Below are 20646 nucleotides of genomic sequence, written 5' to 3' on the forward strand. Positions count from 1 at the left end.
TGGAAGGCTGTGTTGGTCGCGCTTCCAGAATTCCGGGAATGCCCCGGATGAACAACCTACTGAGAGATCACAGCTAGACGCCTACGAGTACAACTTCATTCCGTCTACATTTGCGACCGTTGCCGTAGACGTGCACTACTTCAATCTTCCTTTCAATGGAAGTGTCCGGAAGGAAAAGCTGCTTGAGTTGTGCGCTCAGATCACCAGTCCGACCCTGATCTACTGCCAGTCACCTGCCAGTGCCAATCGGGTCGCGCAGTTCCTGATCGATGAGGGAAAGTTTGCTCCAGTGGGGGCAACTGCCACCATCGCTCAATGGATATCCGAGCACTATCACCCCTTGTGGAATGTGGCCAAGGCTATCTCTGTGGGGATAGGAATCCATCATGGGGGCGTTCCACGTGCCCTACAACAGTACTTCGTCAAGCTGTTCAATGAGGGCGTAATCCGGCACATCATCTGCACCTCGACGATGATCGAGGGCGTAAATACTTCAGCAGAGAACGTCATTATCTACGATCGCCGGGTCAGCAACACGCCCTTTGACCATTTCACGTTTAAGAACATCTCGGGGCGAGCCGGCCGCATGAACCAATACTTCATCGGCAAGGTGTACATGCTTGAGAGCCCACCTGTGGAAACGGATCAGACCGTCGAATACCCAGTCGGCCTGCAAGATGAAAATTCCCCAATAGGAATGCTGTTGAAGCTTGAGAAGGAGTACCTGACCGACCTCTCGCTTCAGCGAGTCGGCGGCCATTCCGCCCCAGGTCTTTCTCAGGCAACTTTGGTTGAGAATCGATACATTCCGATCGAGCGACAGATAGAGGTTGCCGAGAGAATCCTCCGGGAGTTACCCATTAGCTTGGTGCGGCTGAACTGGAACGCAATTCCAGAGCCCCATCAGCAGGAGTATCTCTGTAATCTGTTTTACGACCACCTTCCGCATAAACTTGCAGACTACGACATTCATTCGGGCTCACAGTTGCACTGGCACATTAACGCACTGCGGGTCGGGCAGAAAAACTTTCCTGAATATCTACAACAGGCCATAGGCGACGACCGCCAAGGCCGAACCCCGAGCGAGTCCATCGGACAAAGACTCAAATTCATCAGAAACATCATGTGCTACAAGCTGCCCCGGGATTTCATGGCTATCAGCCGAATTCAGGCGGACGTCTTTAGCATGCTCGGCCTCGAGCATGGAGACTTTGCTCTTTTCGCAGAGCAACTGGAAAATCTCTTCCACGATCCTCTACTGACCGCACTGGATGAATACGGCATTCCGGTCCAGATTTCATCGAAATTCAAATGGGCCATTTTGCCTTCAGGCAACCTGAACGAGATGCTTGGCAAGGTGCGAATGCTTGCACCCCATATCGATAGCTTTGGACTGGGGCAGTTTGAAAAAGACATCACAATCTGGGCAATTGAAGACATATGAGAAAGTCCCCTCAAGGCGTCTGTGAGTCGTCCTGGGAGGCTGCATTAGTTAGAATGTCCACTTGTGGCCCGATAGCTGCCCGTCTTCACCGGCTGCAATCGGCCAGAAGCAGTCATTCGATTTCCTGCCTGTAGCGCGTTGGAGGCAAATCGAAAGGAACGCTGATTAGGTAGCGAAGAAGCTCTAGAAAAAGAAGTGCAGCTACCACCTAGGTACGTTCAATTACCGGCGCGGTAGGGAGCGCATGTGCATGCACACGGTTTCCCATTGCCCAAACCGGAAACGGTTGTACTGGCGAACCAGGACAACTTTCCCATGATCGGTCATGGCGTATTCTCCATCTGATCTCAGCGGGCCGCTGATAGCCTTTACACACCACGTGCAAAGCGAGCAGATGAGTGCCAGGCAGGAAGGAGATCCCTTTGGTGGTAGCTGCAGGCCAAATGCTATCAGTGGATGCCGAACATGGAAAGATCAGCCCTCGTGCAATTCCAGATTATCCGGTCGTTCCTGGTAGAAGGAGCGATCACATACGCCTTGACGCAGCCCTCCCAGAATACATGGCTTGCTATGCCATCATCTTGTCGAAGTGAGATTCGAAATTGGTTCTGATGAACACATCCTTAAACCGTGCGACGAAGATCGCCGGATCGATCTCGCCGAAATCAGTGAGGTTAACCGAGTCAGCATGTGATTCACGGTTGATGTATCGGTAAAACGCTCTGAACTCTGGATTCTCCTCGCTAAGATCAGTCAACGCCTGGCGCAAGCTGTGCGACTGATGCACGAAGCTGAAGTAGTACTCCAAGATATTGCGCATCATGTTCGGAATCACGTTAGGGGAAGTTCGGCCTTGCAACGCATCCTTGATGGTTTGCCAGAAGGCTTGGTAGTCGTTCTGGATTTCGCGCTCTTCCATGGTCACGACCGAACTGTATTCAGACTTGGTGATCCGGAACATTGCCAAGGATTTTTCTCCGTCATCCTTCAAGAGCTTGACCATTTCGTGGAAGAAGAAAAGGTTGTGCGTCAGGATGATCACCTGCTTGAACCGGTCTCTCGGGATGAGCACCTGCCGCCTGATCAGCGACGCAATATCGTAGACATAGTTATGGGAGAGGCTCGATATTGGGTCATCAATGACGATGATGCGATCACGTTTCAGCTTCCCACTAGCTGTGTCCAGCTCGCCATTGCAGACCTCAAGGAAGTAGAGAAACGAGATCAGCGTTTTCTCGCCCTCACTTAGCGTTCTGAACACCCCTTCAGTCTGGCCAGGGCGCTCGAGACGATATTGCGGCACCGGGCCCTCTTCTTTAATCAGCGCGAAGCCCTTCAGACCCAGCACCCGCAACCAATTATTGATACTCTCGACCGACTGGTCGATATTCGTGATGGCCGCTCTGGATTGGGCAATGATATCGCGTTGTGCCTGAATGCGATCCCGCAGAGACTGAACCTCATCCTTGGCGGCCTGGCGTTGGCGCCCCTGCTCCTTGTCGACCTTTTCGAATGCCACGAAAGCCGCGTCGCACGAAGCTCTGTACCAGCTCCAGAAGCGTCGTTTGATGTCCTCCTCATGCTGCTTCCTGTTTTTTATCCTCGCATTGATAGCGTCGATTTTCAGTTGCTCAGCCGCGATCTCACTGTTCAACTCGGCGACCAATGTTGCAGTGGACTCCAGCGTAATCGTGAGGGATGGACTGGCGAGCTTCGTAGCGATGGATTGCAGGTTTTTCTGGAACACAGCGTGAAGCCTGGTGACACGGAGCTTTATAGCTTGCAGCTGATATTCCGGAGCCTCGCACCGTCGCAGGAATTGATCCACCGCGTCTCGGTATTGGCTTTCGAGTTGCTGCAGCAAACCAAGGCGCTGCTCATAGGTCTTATCGAAGACTTTACGAATTTCAGCATAGAAATCCTGCGGCAAGGGCTGCTGGCATAGTGGGCACTGGTCTTTTGCCTCGACCTCATAGCGCAGTGCCTGCTTGACCCAATCCGAATTTCCCAGTTGCTGAATGAACGCAGAAAGGTAGGAATCGCCTGACCCAGTGATGACTTCCTGCATGATCGGGTCGGTTTCTAGCTTGCCCGCCTGGAAGGTGATTGACGCGATTCCGGGCAGCTCCTGATCACTGGCCTCGTTAAGTTCTGCCGCCTCGCTGAGCAGCCCCTGAGCGGTGTCAGTGATTGCCACAAGCTGGACGCGTCGGACTGCGTCAAGTAAACGCTCTTTGGTGTTGAGCGACCTGAAGCAGTAAGCCAAAGCAGTGTTATCGAAGTCACGCTTAGGCTTCCATACACTGTCCAGCAGCGCCTCATGAGCTTGCTCCTGGGCCTTCTTGCAGGTAACGCCCTTCTCCATTTCAGTATCATGGGCGATCGTCAGCTCAGCGATTGCTGCCTCTGCCGCTGCGAGGGCTGCTTCCGCCTCAATGTTGCCCTCATTGAGGGTGAAGACCCCTGGTTGGGATGCGGCCTCATGGAAATTTTTCTCCATGAATGCATGGTTGTAGACTAGGATCTCCCGGCCAACCTTTGCTGGCTCCACGCCGCAAGAGCTGTAGCAGGCCTCAGCAGGGGCCTGAAGGAAGTTGCTGATAGTTGTCTTGCCCGTCCCGTTATGGCCGTAGAACAAACTCACGCGCTTGAGCGTGGCAATGGACACCGCTGAGTCTGGAGAGTAGCTGGATACGTTGCGAAGCAGAATTTTTTCGATCATGCGGCAATCCTTGGCGTGAGCAAACCCAGCTCAAAGATAAATGGAACACTTGTGATTGCATAGTGACACCGCGCTGATGGACTGCCTGGTCTCGCTAGTGCTCTGAGGCTAAATTCGTAGCCGTGCTTTCTGTAAAAGAACCTAATCTCGATAGGTCAGTTGAGTTTATACATGGAGGTAATATGATCGGAGCCATCGTCTTCTTTGGCATGCTCACCACGCTTGCGCTTGGTTGGGCTCTCGCGGCTGGTTTTCTGTATTACTTTCTACGTCGCAAAGCCCTGCTCTCTAACATCGTTGGCTGTATAGGCGCGTTATTTTTTGCCTATCTCTATATCAATGCCTTGCCTAAAAGTGAGCAGCAATTAGAGCGTGAACGTCTGGCTGCCAGGAGTGAGGATAGCGCCAAGATGGTGGGGCCTGAGATGCTAGCTGAGCTGAAGACCACTGATTCACCCGTATGTGAGGTTATGGGCCCTGGTGATCTGCAGGTAAAGCTTGTAACGGTGGTTACTGAGAAGGGGGTAGTGGCCTTAAATGGCTCTGCTCGTGCCCGAGCAGAAAGCCGTGGCTGGATCGATGGCAAGACAGTCTACGAACCATCGGAGCTCCTTCGTCTAACTGAGGAAGGTTTGTCTCGCTGCGATGGTGCTCCAGCCCCAGAAATTGCTAAGCGCGATGACCCGCTCCAACAGCAAGACCCTCAAGACTTAGCGGCTCCGATGACGGTAGAAGCGTTAAAGAAAGCAGTCGAAGCAGGCAATATTGCAATCGTTCGTCAATACATCGCATCTGGCTTTGATGTGAACTCGAAGGACAAGGAAGTGCCTGCAATCGGTATTCCCGGGAGCCCAGCGATCGACACAGCAGCTGCCGCCGGCAAGTGCCAGGTATTGGATGAGTTACTTGTCGCTGGTGCTCAGGCAGACCCTAAATCTATACAGTTCGGTTTCACCCCATTGAGCCTTGCTGCGCAAGCAGGTGCTAGCGCGTGCGTAAAGTCACTTCTGGCCAAGAAGGTGCGGCTTGATGTGAGGACCGAGCCTGGGGGCGACACGGCACTGATCATGGCTGCATACGGTGGTCATCTGGAGGTGGTACAGATGCTTGTCGAGAAAGGCGCGAACATGCAACTGAAAAACAAGGACGGTGATACGCCTCTTCGTGCTGCAGAGGTTTTTGGTAACGTCAGCGTGGCTAACTATCTGCGTTCCAAAGGAGCTCGAGAGTGAATCTGTGCCGTTCTTGGCGTACGGCAATTTCAGCCGCTCGTTTTACCTGATCTACGGCTCGCTTGAGGGCATCGTGCCAGTAGCACCTTCTACCGCCTGGTGGCTCACCCAGCTTCCAACTGCTTAATCCAAGACTGCATGAACACAACTATAAGGTGTCTTTGAGTGACCGCTCCTGGCCGAAAGCTGCCCGTCATCACCAGCTGCAATCGGCCAACACCTGCTGTACCTCACGCCGCTCCATCCCCGCGCTCTTGATCCAAAGACTCTCCGGGGAGCAACGTCAGGCTGGAGCAGTGGACTTCCAAGGTAAAAACGTGCGCTATGACTGGCAGGCGAGGAGGGGTAGTAGCCACAGCATGACTGCTCAGCGTGCGGGCAGTGAAGACTGCTCAAGCGCCTGGATAATGCTGTGCGGGTCAATGCCGACCTGCTTGCAAACCTGAAGTAGCTCAATCACATCTAGCCTGCGTTCTCCTCGTTCGTACTTTGATACGAACGACTGTGGTTTGCCTAGACGCTTGGCGAGCTGCTCCTGTGTGAGCTCTGCGCTTTTACGCGCGTCGAGGAGTAGCTCGAGCAAATGCTGGTATGAATCCGAGTAGGTAGAGGTCAAGGCTGCGTCGCCGTTGGGGAGGACGACAGCTTTAGTAAGCCTATTTTGGGATTATCCCAAAAAGGGTTTAACCTGTTTTGGGTTTGTGCGATGCTTGCTGGCGATCGGCCGGTATCCGTGCCGGTGATCTCTCACTATGGAGAGGGGTGGGTGGGGGCACACGCCTCCAAGAAATGGCATGACTGCGGTGGACACATGGGTTTGAAGACTGCGCTGTATGAGGTTTTGTCTGCTGATGAGGCCAGCACTGTTTATGGAAATTATGAGGGTATAGAAACTGCTCACACTAAGCAGGGATGGATTAAGGATCTGAAAACACAGCATGTAAGCCATGTGTCGACAGTGAATCTATCGATGCCTTTAGTGCCAGGGGCAAGAATTGCCATTGCATTTTTCAATGGTGAAATTATCGCGTTTAAGCGGTCAGCGGAAATTCCCATTGAGTCGCCATTCAAAAACAATTCAATGGCTATGGAGTTAGTCAGGGCGATCATTAGTTCGCTGATGCTAAGTATTCCCTTTGTGGGCTATGTCGGAGGAATTGTGCTCGGCGGGCTGCATTTGGTCAATGGAGAGAATTTGCTGGGTAGTTACAAGCGCATGCGTGGTAATCGTATCTACAGCGCATTTGTACTGTTGGTCAGCCTAATTGCTTTCGCTCCGCCTATGTACCGAAATTGGAATCAGTTGGTGAGCAACTATGTTCTCTTGGCGCTAGCTCTACTTTTAGTAACAGTGATTGGCCAGGTGGTGAAGGTACGTGCTGAGCAGCGAATATATGCTAGGGCAGTCGCAGAGCTGAAAGCATGTTGGCGTGGATAACATCTGTCTGAAGGTGGATGTATGTCGTTATTTATAGCTTTGAAATCTCGCTTAATGGCGGTTATGTTAGCAATATTGCCGACGCTGGCCTTTGCGGACTTCTGTGAACTCATGTATGGAGGTGCAGCAGCTTCTTGTAGAGCCAACGCCAATGGCATGGGGGCTACGATTATTGGCAATTGGCTTAAGACGAAACCGGAAATTGCCCTCCAGGCAGGTACTGGAAAGAGGGGGGCGTTTTCTTCGGCCACTATTCCTGCTTCTAGGATATTCGGCATTCAGGGGCAAGGGCGATTTCGAATGACGATCGATTGCTTTGCTGGCAGCCGAGGTCTGCGGATTCAAGCACTGCCCTATATGCTTGGACTCGCTAACGGAAGAAATGACTCTTTCAGTCTTACATTTAAAGTCGATGGCGGCGCCGCGTTTAGTGAGCGTTGGGCTTTGAATTGGAGTCGTGCGGAGCTTGAGGCCCCTGAAGGTAGCAATCTGATTGACGAGTTGAGTGGTGGGCAGCAGCTGACAGTGACTACAAGTGGTGTCCTTGGTAATAAGTCTGCTGTTGGTTATGTCTATGCGTTAGCCGGATTTGACCAGGTAAATGCAGCATTGTGCCAGTAAGACTTCCAGGTCTCGTAATGATGTAACAGAATTTTTGAGGTTGGTGGGTATGAACTCAAGCTTGTTTAGTCTGGCAAGATTTATCGGTGTTATGGTTTTCTTTAGCGCTGTGGTCTCTGGGTGCTCCGATGAGGCCAGTGTTAGCAATGAGGAAAAGCTTAATGTGGAGACGAAGTCTAAGAGTCACTTGGAGAATGAAAGGCCTGCTCCGCCAACTTTGAGAGAGCAGGGCGTTACCGTGCTTTCCGAACCAAGTGGTGCCGCGGATGAATATTATAAAATAAGCACCGGAATGGATCTATTGTATCTATTTGCCAGTAAAACGGTCGACGATTTCGACGCAGAGGCGGCGATTGAGAAAATTTACCCATCGAACAGTGTGCAAAGAGATAAAGAGCTTGTAGATCTGATGGATGCATATAGGCGAGGCGATCAGTTCACGAAGCGAGATCTGGTAAAGCAAATAGCTCCTCTTCTACGAGAAAACGCTTCGCGGTTCTCTGGTGTATCGTATGTGATGGTGGACATGCCAAACGGTATAAGTTTGGGTCAATATGATTTTGATCGGCAGGGATTTGTCACCAATAACTCATTGAGGGGCGAGCCGGGTGCTGATAATGCGGTTCCTTATAAGCGCGATTCGATACGGTATTCGGATGTGGTCGGTTATAAACTTTCCTTTGTAAATGCTGGTGAGCTTGACCTCATCAGGATTCCAGAAGACGCTGCTCGGGAAATCAGTAAATATAATGGCGGTTATTCTTATAACGTAAACTTCCGATTCTATGGGTTTGTGCATTCTGTTGCAGAGAACAAGCTGGATGACTACCGGACCAAGTATGTGGTGATGAAAATTACTAAGGTTGAGCTTGTCAGCAATCTTTTGAATGATCCAGTGAGAGTTCTAGCCACAGTGGAGCTATGAGTTTGACTCGACTCATACATCCAGGCGGGAGGTCTTTTTTCGATGGCTTTAGGTTGGATACGTTAGGGGCGATCAAGGCAAGTAAAAGCAGCTGAGCTATGGCTAGCTCGGCTGCTCCTTACTCTTGGTTGGGCGGTCTACGTCAGAGATAAGCCTGGTCGCGGATCCTTGAGCCAATTCACCAATGGCCTGTTGTCGCTACCGTCGATCCCAAGGGATTTACGTGGTCTGTGCGGTTGTTCGTGCCTGCGTCCTGGGCGACCAGGCTGATGTGAATGTTTTTGCAGCCGTTGGTAATGCGCATAGTCGATCTGGCTGAGGTCGACCTTGAAACGCAGCATTTCGATGGTCTGTTGCTTGATCTCGATGCTGTAATCATCGCCGTACTCCGCGGTAGTGGAGTCATTGCTATGCCCCGTAAGGGCCTGAATCCGCGCTTGATCGACTCCTGTCTGTCGGAGCTGATTGATGAAGGTGTGTCGTAGTGAATGGAAGCTAAGGCCATTGAGGCGCGGAAATCCGCACTGCTGTAAGTAGCCGGCTCGCTGGGGATCGCCACAGAACCAGCGCGAAGCGATATGGCTGTGCGCTCGACGGGTATCGGCACGCATTTCCGGAAACAGTAGCTCTTTGCTGGATTTCGCAGCGGCACGTCGCTGTGCGACGAAATCGAGAAAGCCTTTCTCCAGCAGCACGGAATGCAACGGGATATCGCGAGCACTGCTGCTATTTTTCAGCAGCTTGTGAGGAAGGTTCAGGTTGTGGCTAATCACCCAGACACCGCAAGGCGTCTGGTGGATATCCTCGATTGTCAGTTGGCAAAGCTCATTCAACCGAGACCCGGTGAACAGACCTAGCAGCGGCAACCAGAATTTGAAGTCATCCATGCGCCAGCGCGGTACTTTGGGGCAGACGTACACCGGCCCGTTGAGCAGTTGTTCAAGCTCTTGCGGAGTGTACGCACGCCGTACTCGAGCGCTGCGCTTGCGGGCCTTCTCCTTGAGTCGGACGGGCCCGGCAATGTCGCGGGCGATCCATTCGTTCTCGTATGCGAAGCGAAACATGGCTCGGGCTAGGTCGAAGTATTTCTTCGCGGTCTTGGGATGCACGACTTCGTACCTACCTTGCTCGATCAGGAAATGGATAGGCGTGTCGTTGAGTTCGCGAATCTGGCGTCGATTGCGGGGATACATCATCAGCACCGTGCGTAGGTTACGAAAGTCCTCCGTCGTTACTGACTGGATCGGGCGCAAAGGGCCCAGCAGCTCGCAGGCGGCTTCGAGCCTTGCGCAGTTCAGAAAGCGCGTTCCCTGATGCGACCATTGCCCGGTCAGCTCTTGGTCACGGCGGTAGCGCTCCATCAATTGCTGAATGGTCATACGGGCATCGGGTGATTGCTCGTTTTGAGGCACCAAGCCTCCAGCGAACAGTGCGCCGAGTGGGTTTGCCGGCGCCGAGTCCAGGTGAGAATTCGGTATGGCCCAGCCGTCGTTGTGATCCGGAGTTGGTGTTGTCGGCGGCGTTTGTCCCGGAGGGATTGGCAAATCGCTGTCAGGGCGCAGGCGCGCACGTATGGCCTCGACATGAATGCGCAATTCGTTGAGTGTGGGGATGCCACCGCCAAACTGCTGGCCCTGAAGCACCAGCCCCGACAGCCAGTCGAAGCGTTCCAGTGCAAAGCCAGACTTGAGCACGGCTTCATGCAGGTCGTGGGTGTGCAGGTCGAATGTCAGCCGAGCTGGAAGCTGGGGATAGTTGCTGTGCAGGGGCTCCGGCATGTCGATATCTAGCAGATGAGGTGAGCCGGTCGCGGGGTGCAGGCAGTGGGCCGCATTACTGGCGCCTGCCGGGTTATCGAGTTTGCGCAGGAACTCGTGGTCGCGCTCACGCAGGTCCACAGGGCGCAGTGCCAGCCAGCGCGGGTTATGCCGGAAATGCAGGCCGTGCTCAGGCAGGAGATAGCGACGCAGCGCTTCCAGTTGGAAGCTGGCGTGATAGAGCGGAAACCATTCGCCGCGCTGTAGGTGCTGTTCCAGTAGTTCCTTCAACTCAGCCATGCCCTGCAGAATGAATTGGGCGCGTTGCTGTGCTTCTGCCGAATCCAGTGTGTGTAGCTCGAATACCTGGGTTTTCAGCATCAGGGGATAGGCGGCGCCCAGGAGGTCGGGGAGCGGCACTTGCAGGGTGAATTGCTGTGCTTCGCGCAGCATGAAGGTGGGCATGTGGCGCAGTTGTTCGTAGCGCTGGCGGCCAATGGTCAGGGTGAGATCCTGCACCGGGCAAGCAATCTGCGAGCTATGTGGTGGCGCTGTTTTGCGCGGAGCTGTCTGCGGGCCGAGCGGGCGGATGGACGCCCGAATGGCGGCCAGTTCGTGCTGCAGGCCTTCCCCCGTCTTGATTTCGCCAAGGCGAAAGCGGAGTTGGCGGATGCGTTCGGCCAGATCCAAGGCCAGTTCACGGGCGTCCTCGACGGACATGCTATCGAGCGGCCAGCGAATTTCGCGAGGGACGTATGGGAAGCGCTGCTGAAGCAGGCGAGGGAGGATCAGCCGGAAAACCAACTGGTCGTTGCTGTCGCGGTACAGGTAATGGGCTAGGTGTTGCATGGGGTTCAACCTCGTCGTCAGTGGAAATTTCTGAGAAATTTCCAGACTCGGTTTGAACCCCATTTCGATTAAGTCTTTAAAATCAAAGACTTAGCTTCATGATTGGTGGGCCGGGGTAATCTGAAATGATCTCTTATTGCTATGAAAAATAAAGAAAAATTCCGGTTAAGTTTTTCCTTGGAATACCTTTTGGAATACCGGTCTGCTGGATTTGAACTCGAAACCCTCTGTGGAAATCGATAGAGCATGACCCTGGAGCTCGTAGACGGTTCGAGACCTACTCTTGCCTGGATGATCAGAGGTCTGGCCTAGCCGCAGGCTCCTGTGGATCATTCTCCGTCGCAGGTGGGATGCGCCTCGATTCTCCCTGTAGATGGAAGACGCATCGGGTCTTGCTAAGCCGGTCTACCAGCATGTGCGCGTATTGGTTGTCTGGGACTCTCTCCGCCCACTCCTTGGGTGTTTTCAGGCTGGCGGCCAATGTTGAGCGTCGCGCTTGGCGATCATCAATAACCTCAAGTAGCCATAGGTACTGCTGGTCGCTTAGTCCCTTGGGGTCAAACTCATCAATGATGAGTAGGTCCTGTCGCAGCAATTCTGTCCTGAGTGCACCTGCGTGACGGCTTTCGGCATCCTTGGCCAGCTCATTTAGTAGCACCCGCATAGGGTAGTAGCGGACTCGGAAGCCTTTCAGACACGCCGCACGACCGATTGCGCATGCTAGCCAAGTCTTTCCGCGGCCAGGCGCGCCGATAATCGCGACCTGTTCACCATGCTGGATCCAGGTGCATGGTGCTAAAGCGTCCAGTTGGCCGAGGTTAATGCCGCGTTGAGCATTACGATCTAACTCTTCAAGGCTGGCGTCAGGTAGCCGGAGCCCGGCTTGGTTAACAAGGCTCTGGGGTCTCTTCCGTAACTTGGCATATGGCTTTCTATCACTCTGCTGCCCCAGCCTGTTTATGATCAGACTTTCATTTAACGAGCTCAGTGCTCTGATGGCAGGATGCGTTCCAGCTGAAAGAGAAGGCTGCCGGTGCGACTCGCTGGCTGTTGGCCGTGCTATTGGCCCATGCGGATCGCTGGGGCATTGTGAGAGGGCTTGGCAGTACCAAATTGACGGAGCTTACAGGCCTGAACCAGGAGCGCTTGAAAGCTCACCTGTTTAAGCTCCGCGAGCTGGGTTTTATCAGTCATCAACTGCCTGGATTCAGTGGATGGCCGCTACTGAGCAAATGGGGGACGGTGTACTTCCTGAATCTGCACCATCCGGATCTGCGGCAAGCGCATGCGGTGAGCACCATTGTGGTGATGGACTCGCAGGACAAGCGGAATGTGCGCAATCGGACAGAGGCGGGCATTATTGTCGGACATGCCGTAGTCGAGCCGGCGGCCGGCTTCGGTTTGGGTCGGACTGAGCGAATTTTTTTAGGGCTGCCGGCCGATGCGCACGATAGCGAGAATGGCCTGGCCAGATACTTCGTGCTGCAGCGTCCAGGGGGGCAGGTGATGGTGACTGCGGCGCTGCAGTTTGTCCTAGATCAGCTCTCCTCCCAGTTGTTGTCCACTCGCTGGCATTCGCTTGAGCAGCTAGAGGTGGATTCTGAGCTTCAGCAGTCAGTGCGCGGGCTGTTGCAGGTTGCAAAAGGACATGAGGTGCCAATGGGGGAGGTCGAGATGATGCTTGCTCGGGTAGCAGTTGCCCAGGCATGCAAGGTCAAGCGCAGGTTGGAGCCGCTTCACTGGCTATTCCTCAGCGACTACGACTTCGATTGCGACTACCAGCTTCTTCCAGTCGCCAACGTTCCGGTGGGGAGGGATGGAGGCGTGCGCTGTGTCCTGATCCAGCCCAGGAGGCGAAAACCTATGCCTGTGATTTTTGCTGGCCGTGAGGGTGCTAAGCAACGGTACATCAAGTTTGAGCTTGAAAAATATCCCTGGAAGGGCAGCCCGCTTCTATCCGTGCCCAAGTCTTTGGCTCGATACGGACGGAGTGCCCCGCAGAGTACCCATATGGCATCTGGGTAAATTTCCACATGGCTTGCGAATCCTCTGAACCAATACTCAGAGGTGCTGCACCGTGAAAATCATTCGCCTGAAAGACGTCATCGACACCACCGGTCTGTCCCGTTCCACCATCTACAAGTACATCGCCGAGGGCTCGTTCCCGAAGCCCGTCTCGCTGGGTGACCGTTGCGTCGGCTGGGTCGAAAGCGAGGTACACGATTGGGTCTTGGCCCGGATCGAAGAGCGAGATGAGGGTAAGAGCGCTGCGTGAAGTCATAGGAGATCGGGGGTTGAAACCCGGTTTCCTATGACGAATATCCTAGGATATCGCCGACCGCTAACTGCCTATTTGCCTCGACGCTGTGCTCGGTATCCCTCAGCTAACTCCCTCAGGTTGGCCTCAACCCAAACCCTCGGATTTCCTGGGGAATCAGCATGTCGTCCACAGGCAATGTCAGGGATTGGCTGCTTATGAGTGGTTGGTTTTATTTATATTAGATTGATAATAGCTATCAATGATTCTGTTTTGATACTGATGGTCAATAAAGTCTTACCTACAGGTCACTGGTATGAGTTCACCCATACCAGGACCAATCATGTTCACTTCACCCAATCCCTTCAGCACTCTTCCTCAATCTCAAGCATCGCTGCAGATCCACCGTTTGGTGGAAGCCATTGCTCGCTACAAGCAACCAGCCTTCCACATCAAAGCGGTGCCACTTTCTGGCGAGCATACTGAGCCAACGCGCATTGGCTCGCTCCTGCTCAACCTCAACAGCCTGCTCAACGTCTTCGCCGACCGCTACGATTACAGCGAGCAACTAAAGGCATTCCTGCAGGCCTGTCAGGACATCGGATTAGAGCGGGGATTCCAGGGTGCTACATGCCTGGACGAAACAGGCACCTACTACCTGGACTTCCCCCGGACGATGAATCGATTGGTGGGCCGGATTCGGGAGCTGACCCAGACTGAAGCTTTCAAGCGTAGGCATGCTGATCGGCTCTACCAGTCAAAGATAAATACAATGCGATTGGAGGAATACGCGCGAAGCGTGCTGGCTAAGTACTCGCGCACCGAAGTGCTGCGAATTGACCTGTACTACAACCTCTTGGCCCAACAGCGGCTTCGCATCGAGCAGGTCTACGAAGACCTAAGAGTGCTGATTCGGGCACGTGAGCGTAATTCTATTTTCGCCCACGAAACTGGCTATGCCTGGTCGGTGGAGCAGGGGGGGAAATCCGGCAGCTTTCACATCCATGCAGCGTTCTTCTTCAACAGCGCCCACGTTCAGAGCTATTGGGATAAAGGCTTGCAGATTGAAAAGCTATGGGAGCAGATCACCTGGGGTGGTGGGTACGCTCATATCTGCAGAAGAGAGGACTACTCGGAGCCTGGTGTCGGAACGATCCACCGCAACGACCCAGTGGCTTGCCAGTACGTGATCCAGGCAATGCGCTACCTGGCCAAGAATGACCAGTATCTGCAGGTTAAGCCGTGTGGGGCGAGGACCATCGCAACAGGGCAGTTGTGATCGTCTTGGATTGTCCTACCTAGCCTATTCGTTTCAGCTTGATCAAGAGAAGGGCAGCTATCGCACCAGCGGGCCAGCAGTGCTATGCACTGAGCGGCGCGGTAGCAGTCGTCGTCGATAGGCCTGAGGTATAGTGGATCCCTCTTGTGACAGGGGGATCCCATGGCAGTAAAACCAATTGGCGAGGCCGTATTCGAGGCGGCCGGGCAGACTTACCGTATCGCGGCAAGTGAACTGAAGCAGCATGACTTGGTGAAGAACAGCAGCGGCCTGTTTAAGGGCGATACTGAAGATTGGTCAGTGTCCTTCACCGCCGCTCACGCACTTGGTGAGTTTACCTGGCTTGTTTCCTACTCCTTGGGCGGCGAGGGTGTCAGCCTGGATACCTATGAACTGGTGAAGCAGCCGGCCGGCGTGGAAATGGTCAGTGCCATGCGTTTCCAGCAGGCTGAAGAGGACGACTGATCAACGTAGCTGCTCGGCTATGTGCAGTCTGATCAACCACCCCGACATGGACGCCCAATGACCCCGAACCGTAGTTACTACCGCATCATGGCTGGCGCCAAGTCGGTGTACGCCTCCGAGTGCTTCCAGGGCGGTTTTATCGCCGCCAACTGGAGCATCGATCAGGACTTGTCTGCCAGCTTGCCGGAGAGCTGGCGAGACTTTAATCACCAGTTCATTCCTGTCTATCTGCAGGCTAACCCCGGTAAGTCGAAGATTGCAGCGGGGCTTGCCTGCGGGATGTTGCACACCGTGTGCAAGGGGATGCGCAAAGGCGACATTGTCCTTTGCCCAAATGGCACCGGGCAGTATTACGTTGGAGAGGTCGTCTCGGACTACTACTACGTCCCGGCGGGTGACCTTTCTCACCGCCGGAAGATTCGATGGTTTGACCAGGGCATAGCCCGCGATGAGATGAGCCAGCCGCTGAAAAACTCGACTGGCTCCATCGGCACCGTGAGTGACATCAGCAAGCACGCGGAAGAGCTTGAAAGCTTGCTGGCAGGCAAGCAACCGCCTGCGCTGATGCATAGCGACGCCTCGGTAGAGGATCCGACAACCTTTGCTTTGGAGAAGCACCTGGAAGAGTTCCTGGTGGCCAACTGGGCACTTACCGATCTGGGTAAAGACTTCGATATCTTTAGCGAAGAAGGAGATCCTGTCGGTCGCCAGTATCCATCTGATACCGGCCCAATCGACATTCTGGCGATCAGCAAGGATGGCCAGACCCTACTAGTCGTTGAGCTCAAGCGCGGTCGTGCTAGTGATACGGTGGTCGGGCAGATCCAGCGCTACATGGGCTATGTCAAAGACGAGTTGGCCGAACCTCATCAGCAGGTGCGTGGTGTCATCATTGCCCTCGAAGATGACCTGCGCTTGCGGCGTGCGCTGAGCGTGACGAGCAATATCGAGTTCTATCGTTACCGGGTCAGCTTCAAGCTGTTCAAAGGCGAGAAATGATGTCGCCAACATCGTCACCGATATTCATTGGGTGGGATGTGGGCGGCTGGAACTGCGACAAGAATCCTGCCAGTCGGGATGCCTTGGTGGTGCTCGATGTCCAGCGCCAGATCATAGGCAAGCCCTGGCGCGGAAACTTGCGCAGGTGCATCAACCAGGCATCAGACAGCGCAGATTTTATCTCACGGCTACTCGAATACTGCGCACTTGATGCGTCAGGCTTCAGCGCTGCTCCCGTAGTGCTGGCGATCGATACACCGCTTGGATTTTCCACCGCCTTCATTGAGCTGCTAGTGAATGGGCGGGCTGCAGAGGCAATCGAGGGCTCCTCAAGCAATCCCTACCTGTTCCGGCAGACCGAACGCTTCCTGTTTGAAAGGGGGCTCAGCCCTCTCTCGGCAGTCAAAGACATGATCGGCAGTCAGGCGACCAAGGGTATGCACGCGCTTGCCCGCTTTGCTCCTGATATCGAGCAATGCGGAGTGTGGACAGACAATCGCTTGCTACGCGCCATCGAGGCCTATCCGGCCTCCTGCAAGCGCTCCTCGACTCTGGAACGCCTCCGGGCGAGCGTCTTCCAGGGGGCTGACAAAAGCAGCGGGTGTGATTGGGGGCTGGAGCATGTGGATCAAGTGGATGCGCTGACCTGTGCGTTGATTGCCTGGCTGTTCCATTTCCAGCCTGAGCAACTGGCACAGCCATGCGTGGATGTTCCACGCCGCGAAGGCTGGATCTTTGTCCCTGAGGATGGCCTGGCTTCATCAGCGTGAATGCCTCTCGCTGACAGTGAAGTGATCTGCTCCTGCTGGCCTGCATCATCATTTCGCGGTTCAATCGTGGCCATCAGCGCAGGCTGCGAAGAAGGATGATCGTGGATGTCTGGCAACATGATTCCCTTTGGCGAGCGTGACGGGCAGCTATTTCAGGCTGACGAAGTTGCCAATGGACTGGGGTGCGGGTGCGTATGCCCGGAGTGCCAGCGGGCTTTGGTGGCGGCGAACGAGGGCACTAAAGTGCTGCCGTACTTTCGCCACCAGCAACGGGCCTGTGAGGGCGGACATGCGGCTGGCGTGAGACGCAAAGCCATAGAGCTGATAGTGGCGGAGCTGCAGTTGCAGTTACCCCCTTTCTCGCAGGCGATTTCCGCGAAAACCATGAACGGTTTTGTCATCCGGAAAGCGGTCAGTTTTGAGTCCTCATTGCTACAGGCTGAGCGTGCGGATGCTGGCGTTAAGCTCTCTGGTGTCACCGCGGATGTAGTGCTTACTGCAGGGGAGCACCAACTCTTGGTGTATGTGCGGGCAGCCAAGCGGCAGGATCGCCAGAAGGAGTCCGCATTGCTCGCGCTTGGCGTGTCTGTCCTGGAGCTGGATCTCAGCCATTTAGGGCTCGACACCATCCTCGACAAGGACGCTTTTCGCCAGGTTGTGCTCTTCGATTTGAAGGTGCGCCGATGGCTGCATACGGTGCGCGGCGCGGTGATGGTCGAGCGAGCCCGGCAAGCCATTCAGGTGGAGATCGATCAGCGCAATGAGCTTGAGAAGAAGCAGAAGCTGAAGGAGCTTGAGCAGCGCCGACTGGAGCGTGAGCAGATGGATGCTGAGCTTGAGATGGCGCGGGCTCGCAATGAAGCCTTGCGTGTCGCAAGCCAGGCCGCCCGAGTCGCTGCTTTTGAGGCGCAGCAGAAGTCACCGGAGGCGCTGGCTGAAAAGGCCAGGCGCGAGTCGCTGAAGCAGGAGAGTAGTCGGCGGGCTGAAGCTATTGTCGCGACCATTCGCAGGGCGATTGAGTCGTGGGGCGGAGTTGGGAGCGAGTGCCAGCGCTGCTATCTGATCAGCGAGTCGGACACAGAGACCTGTGGGTATTGCGCCAGCACGGGGCCGTTCAAGGCCACGAGTTTTACCCAGGACTATCTGGGCAGTGCGCAGGCGCGGATGCGCTCATCTCACAAGCCGGATACATCCCTAGCTCAGGTGCCGAGTTTGAGTCAGGAGCCGGGAGCCGCTGGGTAACCTCCATCCTGTTACCCATTGGTTCCCTAGCTTGGAAAGGTCCAAGGGCGGTAGGGTGTCCACGAACTACTCCCAGTATTGGGCCAAATTCTACCGAAGGCATGGGGGCAGCTACTTTTTCAACAAGATCGGCCTACTCCCGCCTGATGCGCCAGGCGCAAAGCGGCCAAAAGCAGTCATTGGTTGCCTACAAAGCCTATGGCGTTTTAGTCCTTATGGTTGAGGACGACCTGGGAGGTAACCGTCAGGGGTCAGGGCTTACTGTGTTTTGCTCGGCAACAACATACCGATCAACGAAAGAATGAAGATAACCCCGAATACAAAAGCGCCTAGGTTTAGTCCAAGCAACAGCTTCTCGCTACCGTCCGACAAGACCATGGATCCGCCGTACCAATCCCGGATGACATAAGCCAGCAGGAACCCGCCCGTAACCAGAGTGGCAAGGAGATTCGGAAGTCGGGTTTGGTTGCGACCCCAGGTCAGCCAGAGCGAAAGCACTGCCAGTGATGTATTGGTTGCCAGTTGCCATACTTCATGAAGCCTGGCATGGGCTTCCCAAGCGGGATTGAATACATGCGTTTGATTGAGCTCCAGCAGCGGAACCCCGAGGCCGTAAAGCAGCGCGCCTATTGTGATGGCTAACTTGGCCAGCATGTTCATTACCTCTTTAGGGTTGATTGCGACCAGTGACGCACTTGGACCGTCACCGGTCGTTTACGAGCATGTAATCAAGCTAGATCGTCAGTTCTGTTGCCATGCACGGTCTGCAAACATCTCGTCCAGCGGGGTGTGGAAAAGGTGGTTGGCATAGTTGCTCAACGTTTTGACAGCCAGTGCCAACACAATTTCCAGCACCTGACGTTCGCCATACCCCGCGGCAAGGAAAGCCTGCACCGCGGCAGTCGATGGAAGGCCCCTAGTGTGAAACAGGACGCGAGCGAACTCGGCAAGAGCTGCCAGTTTCTCATCAGCGATAGGTGAGCCCTCGCGAATGGCATTGGTTATCTCGGGCGCCAAGCCGGACATCTTGTCGGCCAAGGTGCTGTGCGCCGATACGCAGTATTCACAGCCATTTTCGCGACTGATGACCAGGAAGATGACTTCTTGCTCCGCAGGAGTAAATCCCGATTCCTTACGGAAGGCTGCGTAGCCATCGAGATAGGTTTTCAGCAGGCCAGGGGAGTTGACCATGTTGGCGTACATGTTGGGGATAAAACCCACTTGCGCCTTGGCGCCTTCCAGAATGGCTTTGGCTGGGCCATCGGCGTTGTCGAGATTGATTGCGGGAAGTGTCAGTTGATATTCGCTAAGCATGACGGGTCCTTGCTAGTTGTGCTGGCTGTTTCGGATCTCGGCTTTCCCGGCCGCAGGATGCGAGGAGGGGCTGAGGTAGTGTGCGGACACGGACAGACTGGCAATGCGCTGTCACGGGTTGCTCAACTCAGATGTGAGTGAGGGCGGGTTGTTACAGGAGGGAGTAGAACGTGGCTCAGGACGAGACTCTCATGGGCTTGCTGACCCACTGGGTTCAGGGAGAGGTCTTCAAGGTCAAGGCACTGTCGTGACCATTTCCTGGTCAATGGGGCAACATCGTTCTTTGCTTGTAACGCTGGAGGCGGAAGTGACTCTAAAGCACAGATTCAAGGAGCAATCACGCTATGCACGCAATGTTACCTCTGCTCAATGCCCTCGATTTCCCTCCGCTGCGACGTACCCGTCTTGAGGCGCTGCAGGTCAATCTCACCTACCAGTGCAACCAGCGCTGCCTTCATTGTCATGTGAATGCAGGGCCAACCAGAACTGAGGCCATGACCGACGAGAGCCTGGCGTTGTTGCACCAGGTGATCGACACGCATTCGGTTACCACCCTGGATCTGACCGGTGGAGCTCCGGAGATGCACCCCCGGTTCCGGGAGGTCGTGACTCACGCCAGGCGTGAGGGTTTGCGGGTAATCGACCGCTGTAACCTGACTATCCTCAGCGAGCCAGGTTATGAGGATCTTGCCGACTTTCTGGCCGATCAAGGCGTTGAAATCAGCGCCTCATTACCCTGCTATTCGCGCGAGAACGTCGACAAGCAGCGTGGCGATGGCGTATTCGACGCCAGTATCCGGGGGCTGCAGCAACTCAACCGTCTCGGTTATGGCATCGACGGCAGTGGTCTGCTCCTGAATCTGGTGTACAACCCGCAGGGGCCCAGTTTGCCGCCTGACCAGACAAAACTTGAGGCCGACTATAAGGCGCACCTGGTCGAGGATTTTGGCATTCACTTCAGCCATCTGCTGACCATTACCAATCAGCCGATAGCCCGTTTTGGCAGCACCCTGGTGAGTAAGGGGCAGTTCAATAGCTACATGCAGCTGCTGCGTGATAGCTACCGGGCCGAGAATCTCGACGCGGTTATGTGCCGCAGCCTGGTCAGTGTCGACTGGCAGGGCTACCTGTATGACTGCGACTTCAATCAGATGCTCGATCTGCCAATGGCCATGCCCGAGATTATCGGTCGTGCCCGGCCCCACCTACGCGATCTGCTTCATTCTGCGGGGCTGGAGAGTAATCCCATTGTGACCCGTGACCACTGCTATGCCTGCACCGCTGGGCAGGGTTCGAGCTGCGCTGGCGCGCTGGAAAACCATTAAGGAATCG

At 54.7% G+C, this 20646-nt stretch carries 19 protein-coding genes; 13 read left to right on the forward strand and 6 right to left on the reverse strand.

Going from position 1 to position 20646, the window contains the following annotated elements:
- Positions 1-1444, forward strand: a 1444-nt coding sequence (locus VC352_RS20125; protein WP_322981284.1) for a helicase-related protein, incomplete at its 5' end; no start/stop codon positions are given.
- A 568-nt stretch (positions 1445-2012) separates the two neighbouring features.
- On the opposite strand, the gene VC352_RS20130 is transcribed toward VC352_RS20125, so the two are convergent.
- Positions 2013-4166, reverse strand: a complete 2154-nt coding sequence (locus VC352_RS20130; protein ID WP_322981285.1) for an AAA family ATPase — start codon at positions 4164-4166, stop codon at positions 2013-2015.
- A 182-nt stretch (positions 4167-4348) separates the two neighbouring features.
- Between VC352_RS20130 and VC352_RS20135 the strand changes: the two genes are divergently transcribed.
- Positions 4349-5398, forward strand: a complete 1050-nt coding sequence (locus VC352_RS20135) for an ankyrin repeat domain-containing protein (protein WP_322981286.1) — start codon at positions 4349-4351, stop codon at positions 5396-5398.
- 367 nt (positions 5399-5765) lie between these two features.
- Here VC352_RS20135 and VC352_RS20140 read toward each other — a convergent pair whose 3' ends face one another.
- Complete coding sequence (locus tag VC352_RS20140; protein WP_322981287.1) at positions 5766-6014, reverse strand: helix-turn-helix transcriptional regulator; 249 nt, start codon at positions 6012-6014, stop codon at positions 5766-5768.
- Positions 6015-6209: 195 nt separating this feature from the next.
- Here VC352_RS20140 and VC352_RS20145 point away from each other — a divergent pair, with 195 nt between their 5' ends.
- The 3 genes from VC352_RS20145 to VC352_RS20155 are packed head-to-tail and all read left to right on the forward strand — an operon-like array spanning position 6210 to position 8382.
- Complete coding sequence (locus VC352_RS20145) at positions 6210-6836, forward strand: hypothetical protein (protein WP_322981288.1); 627 nt, start codon at positions 6210-6212, stop codon at positions 6834-6836.
- A gap of 21 nt (positions 6837-6857) precedes the next feature.
- Positions 6858-7457 (forward strand): hypothetical protein, encoded by a 600-nt coding sequence (locus tag VC352_RS20150; RefSeq protein ID WP_322981289.1) that lies wholly within the window; start codon positions 6858-6860, stop codon positions 7455-7457.
- 49 nt (positions 7458-7506) lie between these two features.
- Positions 7507-8382, forward strand: coding sequence for a hypothetical protein (locus tag VC352_RS20155; protein WP_322981290.1), 876 nt, complete (start codon positions 7507-7509; stop codon positions 8380-8382).
- A gap of 137 nt (positions 8383-8519) precedes the next feature.
- Here the strand turns inward: VC352_RS20155 and VC352_RS20160 are convergent, their stop codons facing one another.
- Together VC352_RS20160 and VC352_RS25545 are read right to left on the reverse strand one after the other, a co-directional pair.
- Positions 8520-10988 (reverse strand): site-specific integrase, encoded by a 2469-nt coding sequence (locus VC352_RS20160; RefSeq protein WP_322981291.1) that lies wholly within the window; start codon positions 10986-10988, stop codon positions 8520-8522.
- Positions 10989-11283: 295 nt separating this feature from the next.
- On the reverse strand, positions 11284-12102 hold the full coding sequence (locus VC352_RS25545) for an ATP-binding protein (RefSeq protein ID WP_416340216.1): 819 nt from the start codon (positions 12100-12102) through the stop codon (positions 11284-11286).
- Between the two features lie 32 nt (positions 12103-12134).
- On the opposite strand from VC352_RS25545, the gene VC352_RS20165 reads away from it, so the two are divergent.
- From VC352_RS20165 to VC352_RS20195, 7 genes are all read left to right on the forward strand, one after another.
- The gene (locus VC352_RS20165; RefSeq protein ID WP_322981292.1) at positions 12135-13013 is read left to right on the forward strand and encodes a hypothetical protein; all 879 of its coding nucleotides are present in this window, start codon (positions 12135-12137) and stop codon (positions 13011-13013) included.
- A gap of 52 nt (positions 13014-13065) precedes the next feature.
- Positions 13066-13263, forward strand: a complete 198-nt coding sequence (locus VC352_RS20170; RefSeq protein ID WP_322981293.1) for an AlpA family transcriptional regulator — start codon at positions 13066-13068, stop codon at positions 13261-13263.
- A 325-nt stretch (positions 13264-13588) separates the two neighbouring features.
- Positions 13589-14524 carry a YagK/YfjJ domain-containing protein gene (locus VC352_RS20175; protein WP_322981294.1) on the forward strand — a complete coding sequence of 312 codons (936 nt, stop codon included), beginning with the start codon at positions 13589-13591 and terminating at the stop codon, positions 14522-14524.
- 162 nt (positions 14525-14686) lie between these two features.
- Positions 14687-14989 (forward strand): hypothetical protein, encoded by a 303-nt coding sequence (locus VC352_RS20180; RefSeq protein WP_322981295.1) that lies wholly within the window; start codon positions 14687-14689, stop codon positions 14987-14989.
- Positions 14990-15046: 57 nt separating this feature from the next.
- Positions 15047-15988 carry an endonuclease NucS domain-containing protein gene (locus VC352_RS20185; RefSeq protein ID WP_322981296.1) on the forward strand — a complete coding sequence of 314 codons (942 nt, stop codon included), beginning with the start codon at positions 15047-15049 and terminating at the stop codon, positions 15986-15988.
- On the forward strand, positions 15988-16758 hold the full coding sequence (locus VC352_RS20190; protein ID WP_322981297.1) for a hypothetical protein: 771 nt from the start codon (positions 15988-15990) through the stop codon (positions 16756-16758). The genes VC352_RS20185 and VC352_RS20190 overlap by 1 nt, the downstream gene beginning before the upstream one ends.
- A gap of 105 nt (positions 16759-16863) precedes the next feature.
- Positions 16864-18000, forward strand: a complete 1137-nt coding sequence (locus VC352_RS20195) for a hypothetical protein (RefSeq protein ID WP_322981298.1) — start codon at positions 16864-16866, stop codon at positions 17998-18000.
- 258 nt (positions 18001-18258) lie between these two features.
- On the opposite strand, the gene VC352_RS20200 is transcribed toward VC352_RS20195, so the two are convergent.
- Entirely contained in the window at positions 18259-18654 is a 396-nt protein-coding gene (locus VC352_RS20200; RefSeq protein WP_322981299.1) for a hypothetical protein, read from the reverse strand.
- A gap of 87 nt (positions 18655-18741) precedes the next feature.
- Positions 18742-19314: a carboxymuconolactone decarboxylase family protein gene (locus tag VC352_RS20205; RefSeq protein WP_322981300.1), complete on the reverse strand. Its 573-nt coding sequence runs from the start codon at positions 19312-19314 to the stop codon at positions 18742-18744.
- Positions 19315-19658: 344 nt separating this feature from the next.
- On the opposite strand from VC352_RS20205, the gene arsS reads away from it, so the two are divergent.
- Entirely contained in the window at positions 19659-20639 is a 981-nt protein-coding gene (gene arsS, locus VC352_RS20210) for an arsenosugar biosynthesis radical SAM (seleno)protein ArsS (protein WP_322981301.1), read from the forward strand.
- Positions 20640-20646: the final 7 nt, after the last annotated feature.

Origin of the sequence: Pseudomonas sp. C11, assembly GCF_034683865.1 — a bacterium.
Classification (GTDB): domain Bacteria; phylum Pseudomonadota; class Gammaproteobacteria; order Pseudomonadales; family Pseudomonadaceae; genus Aquipseudomonas.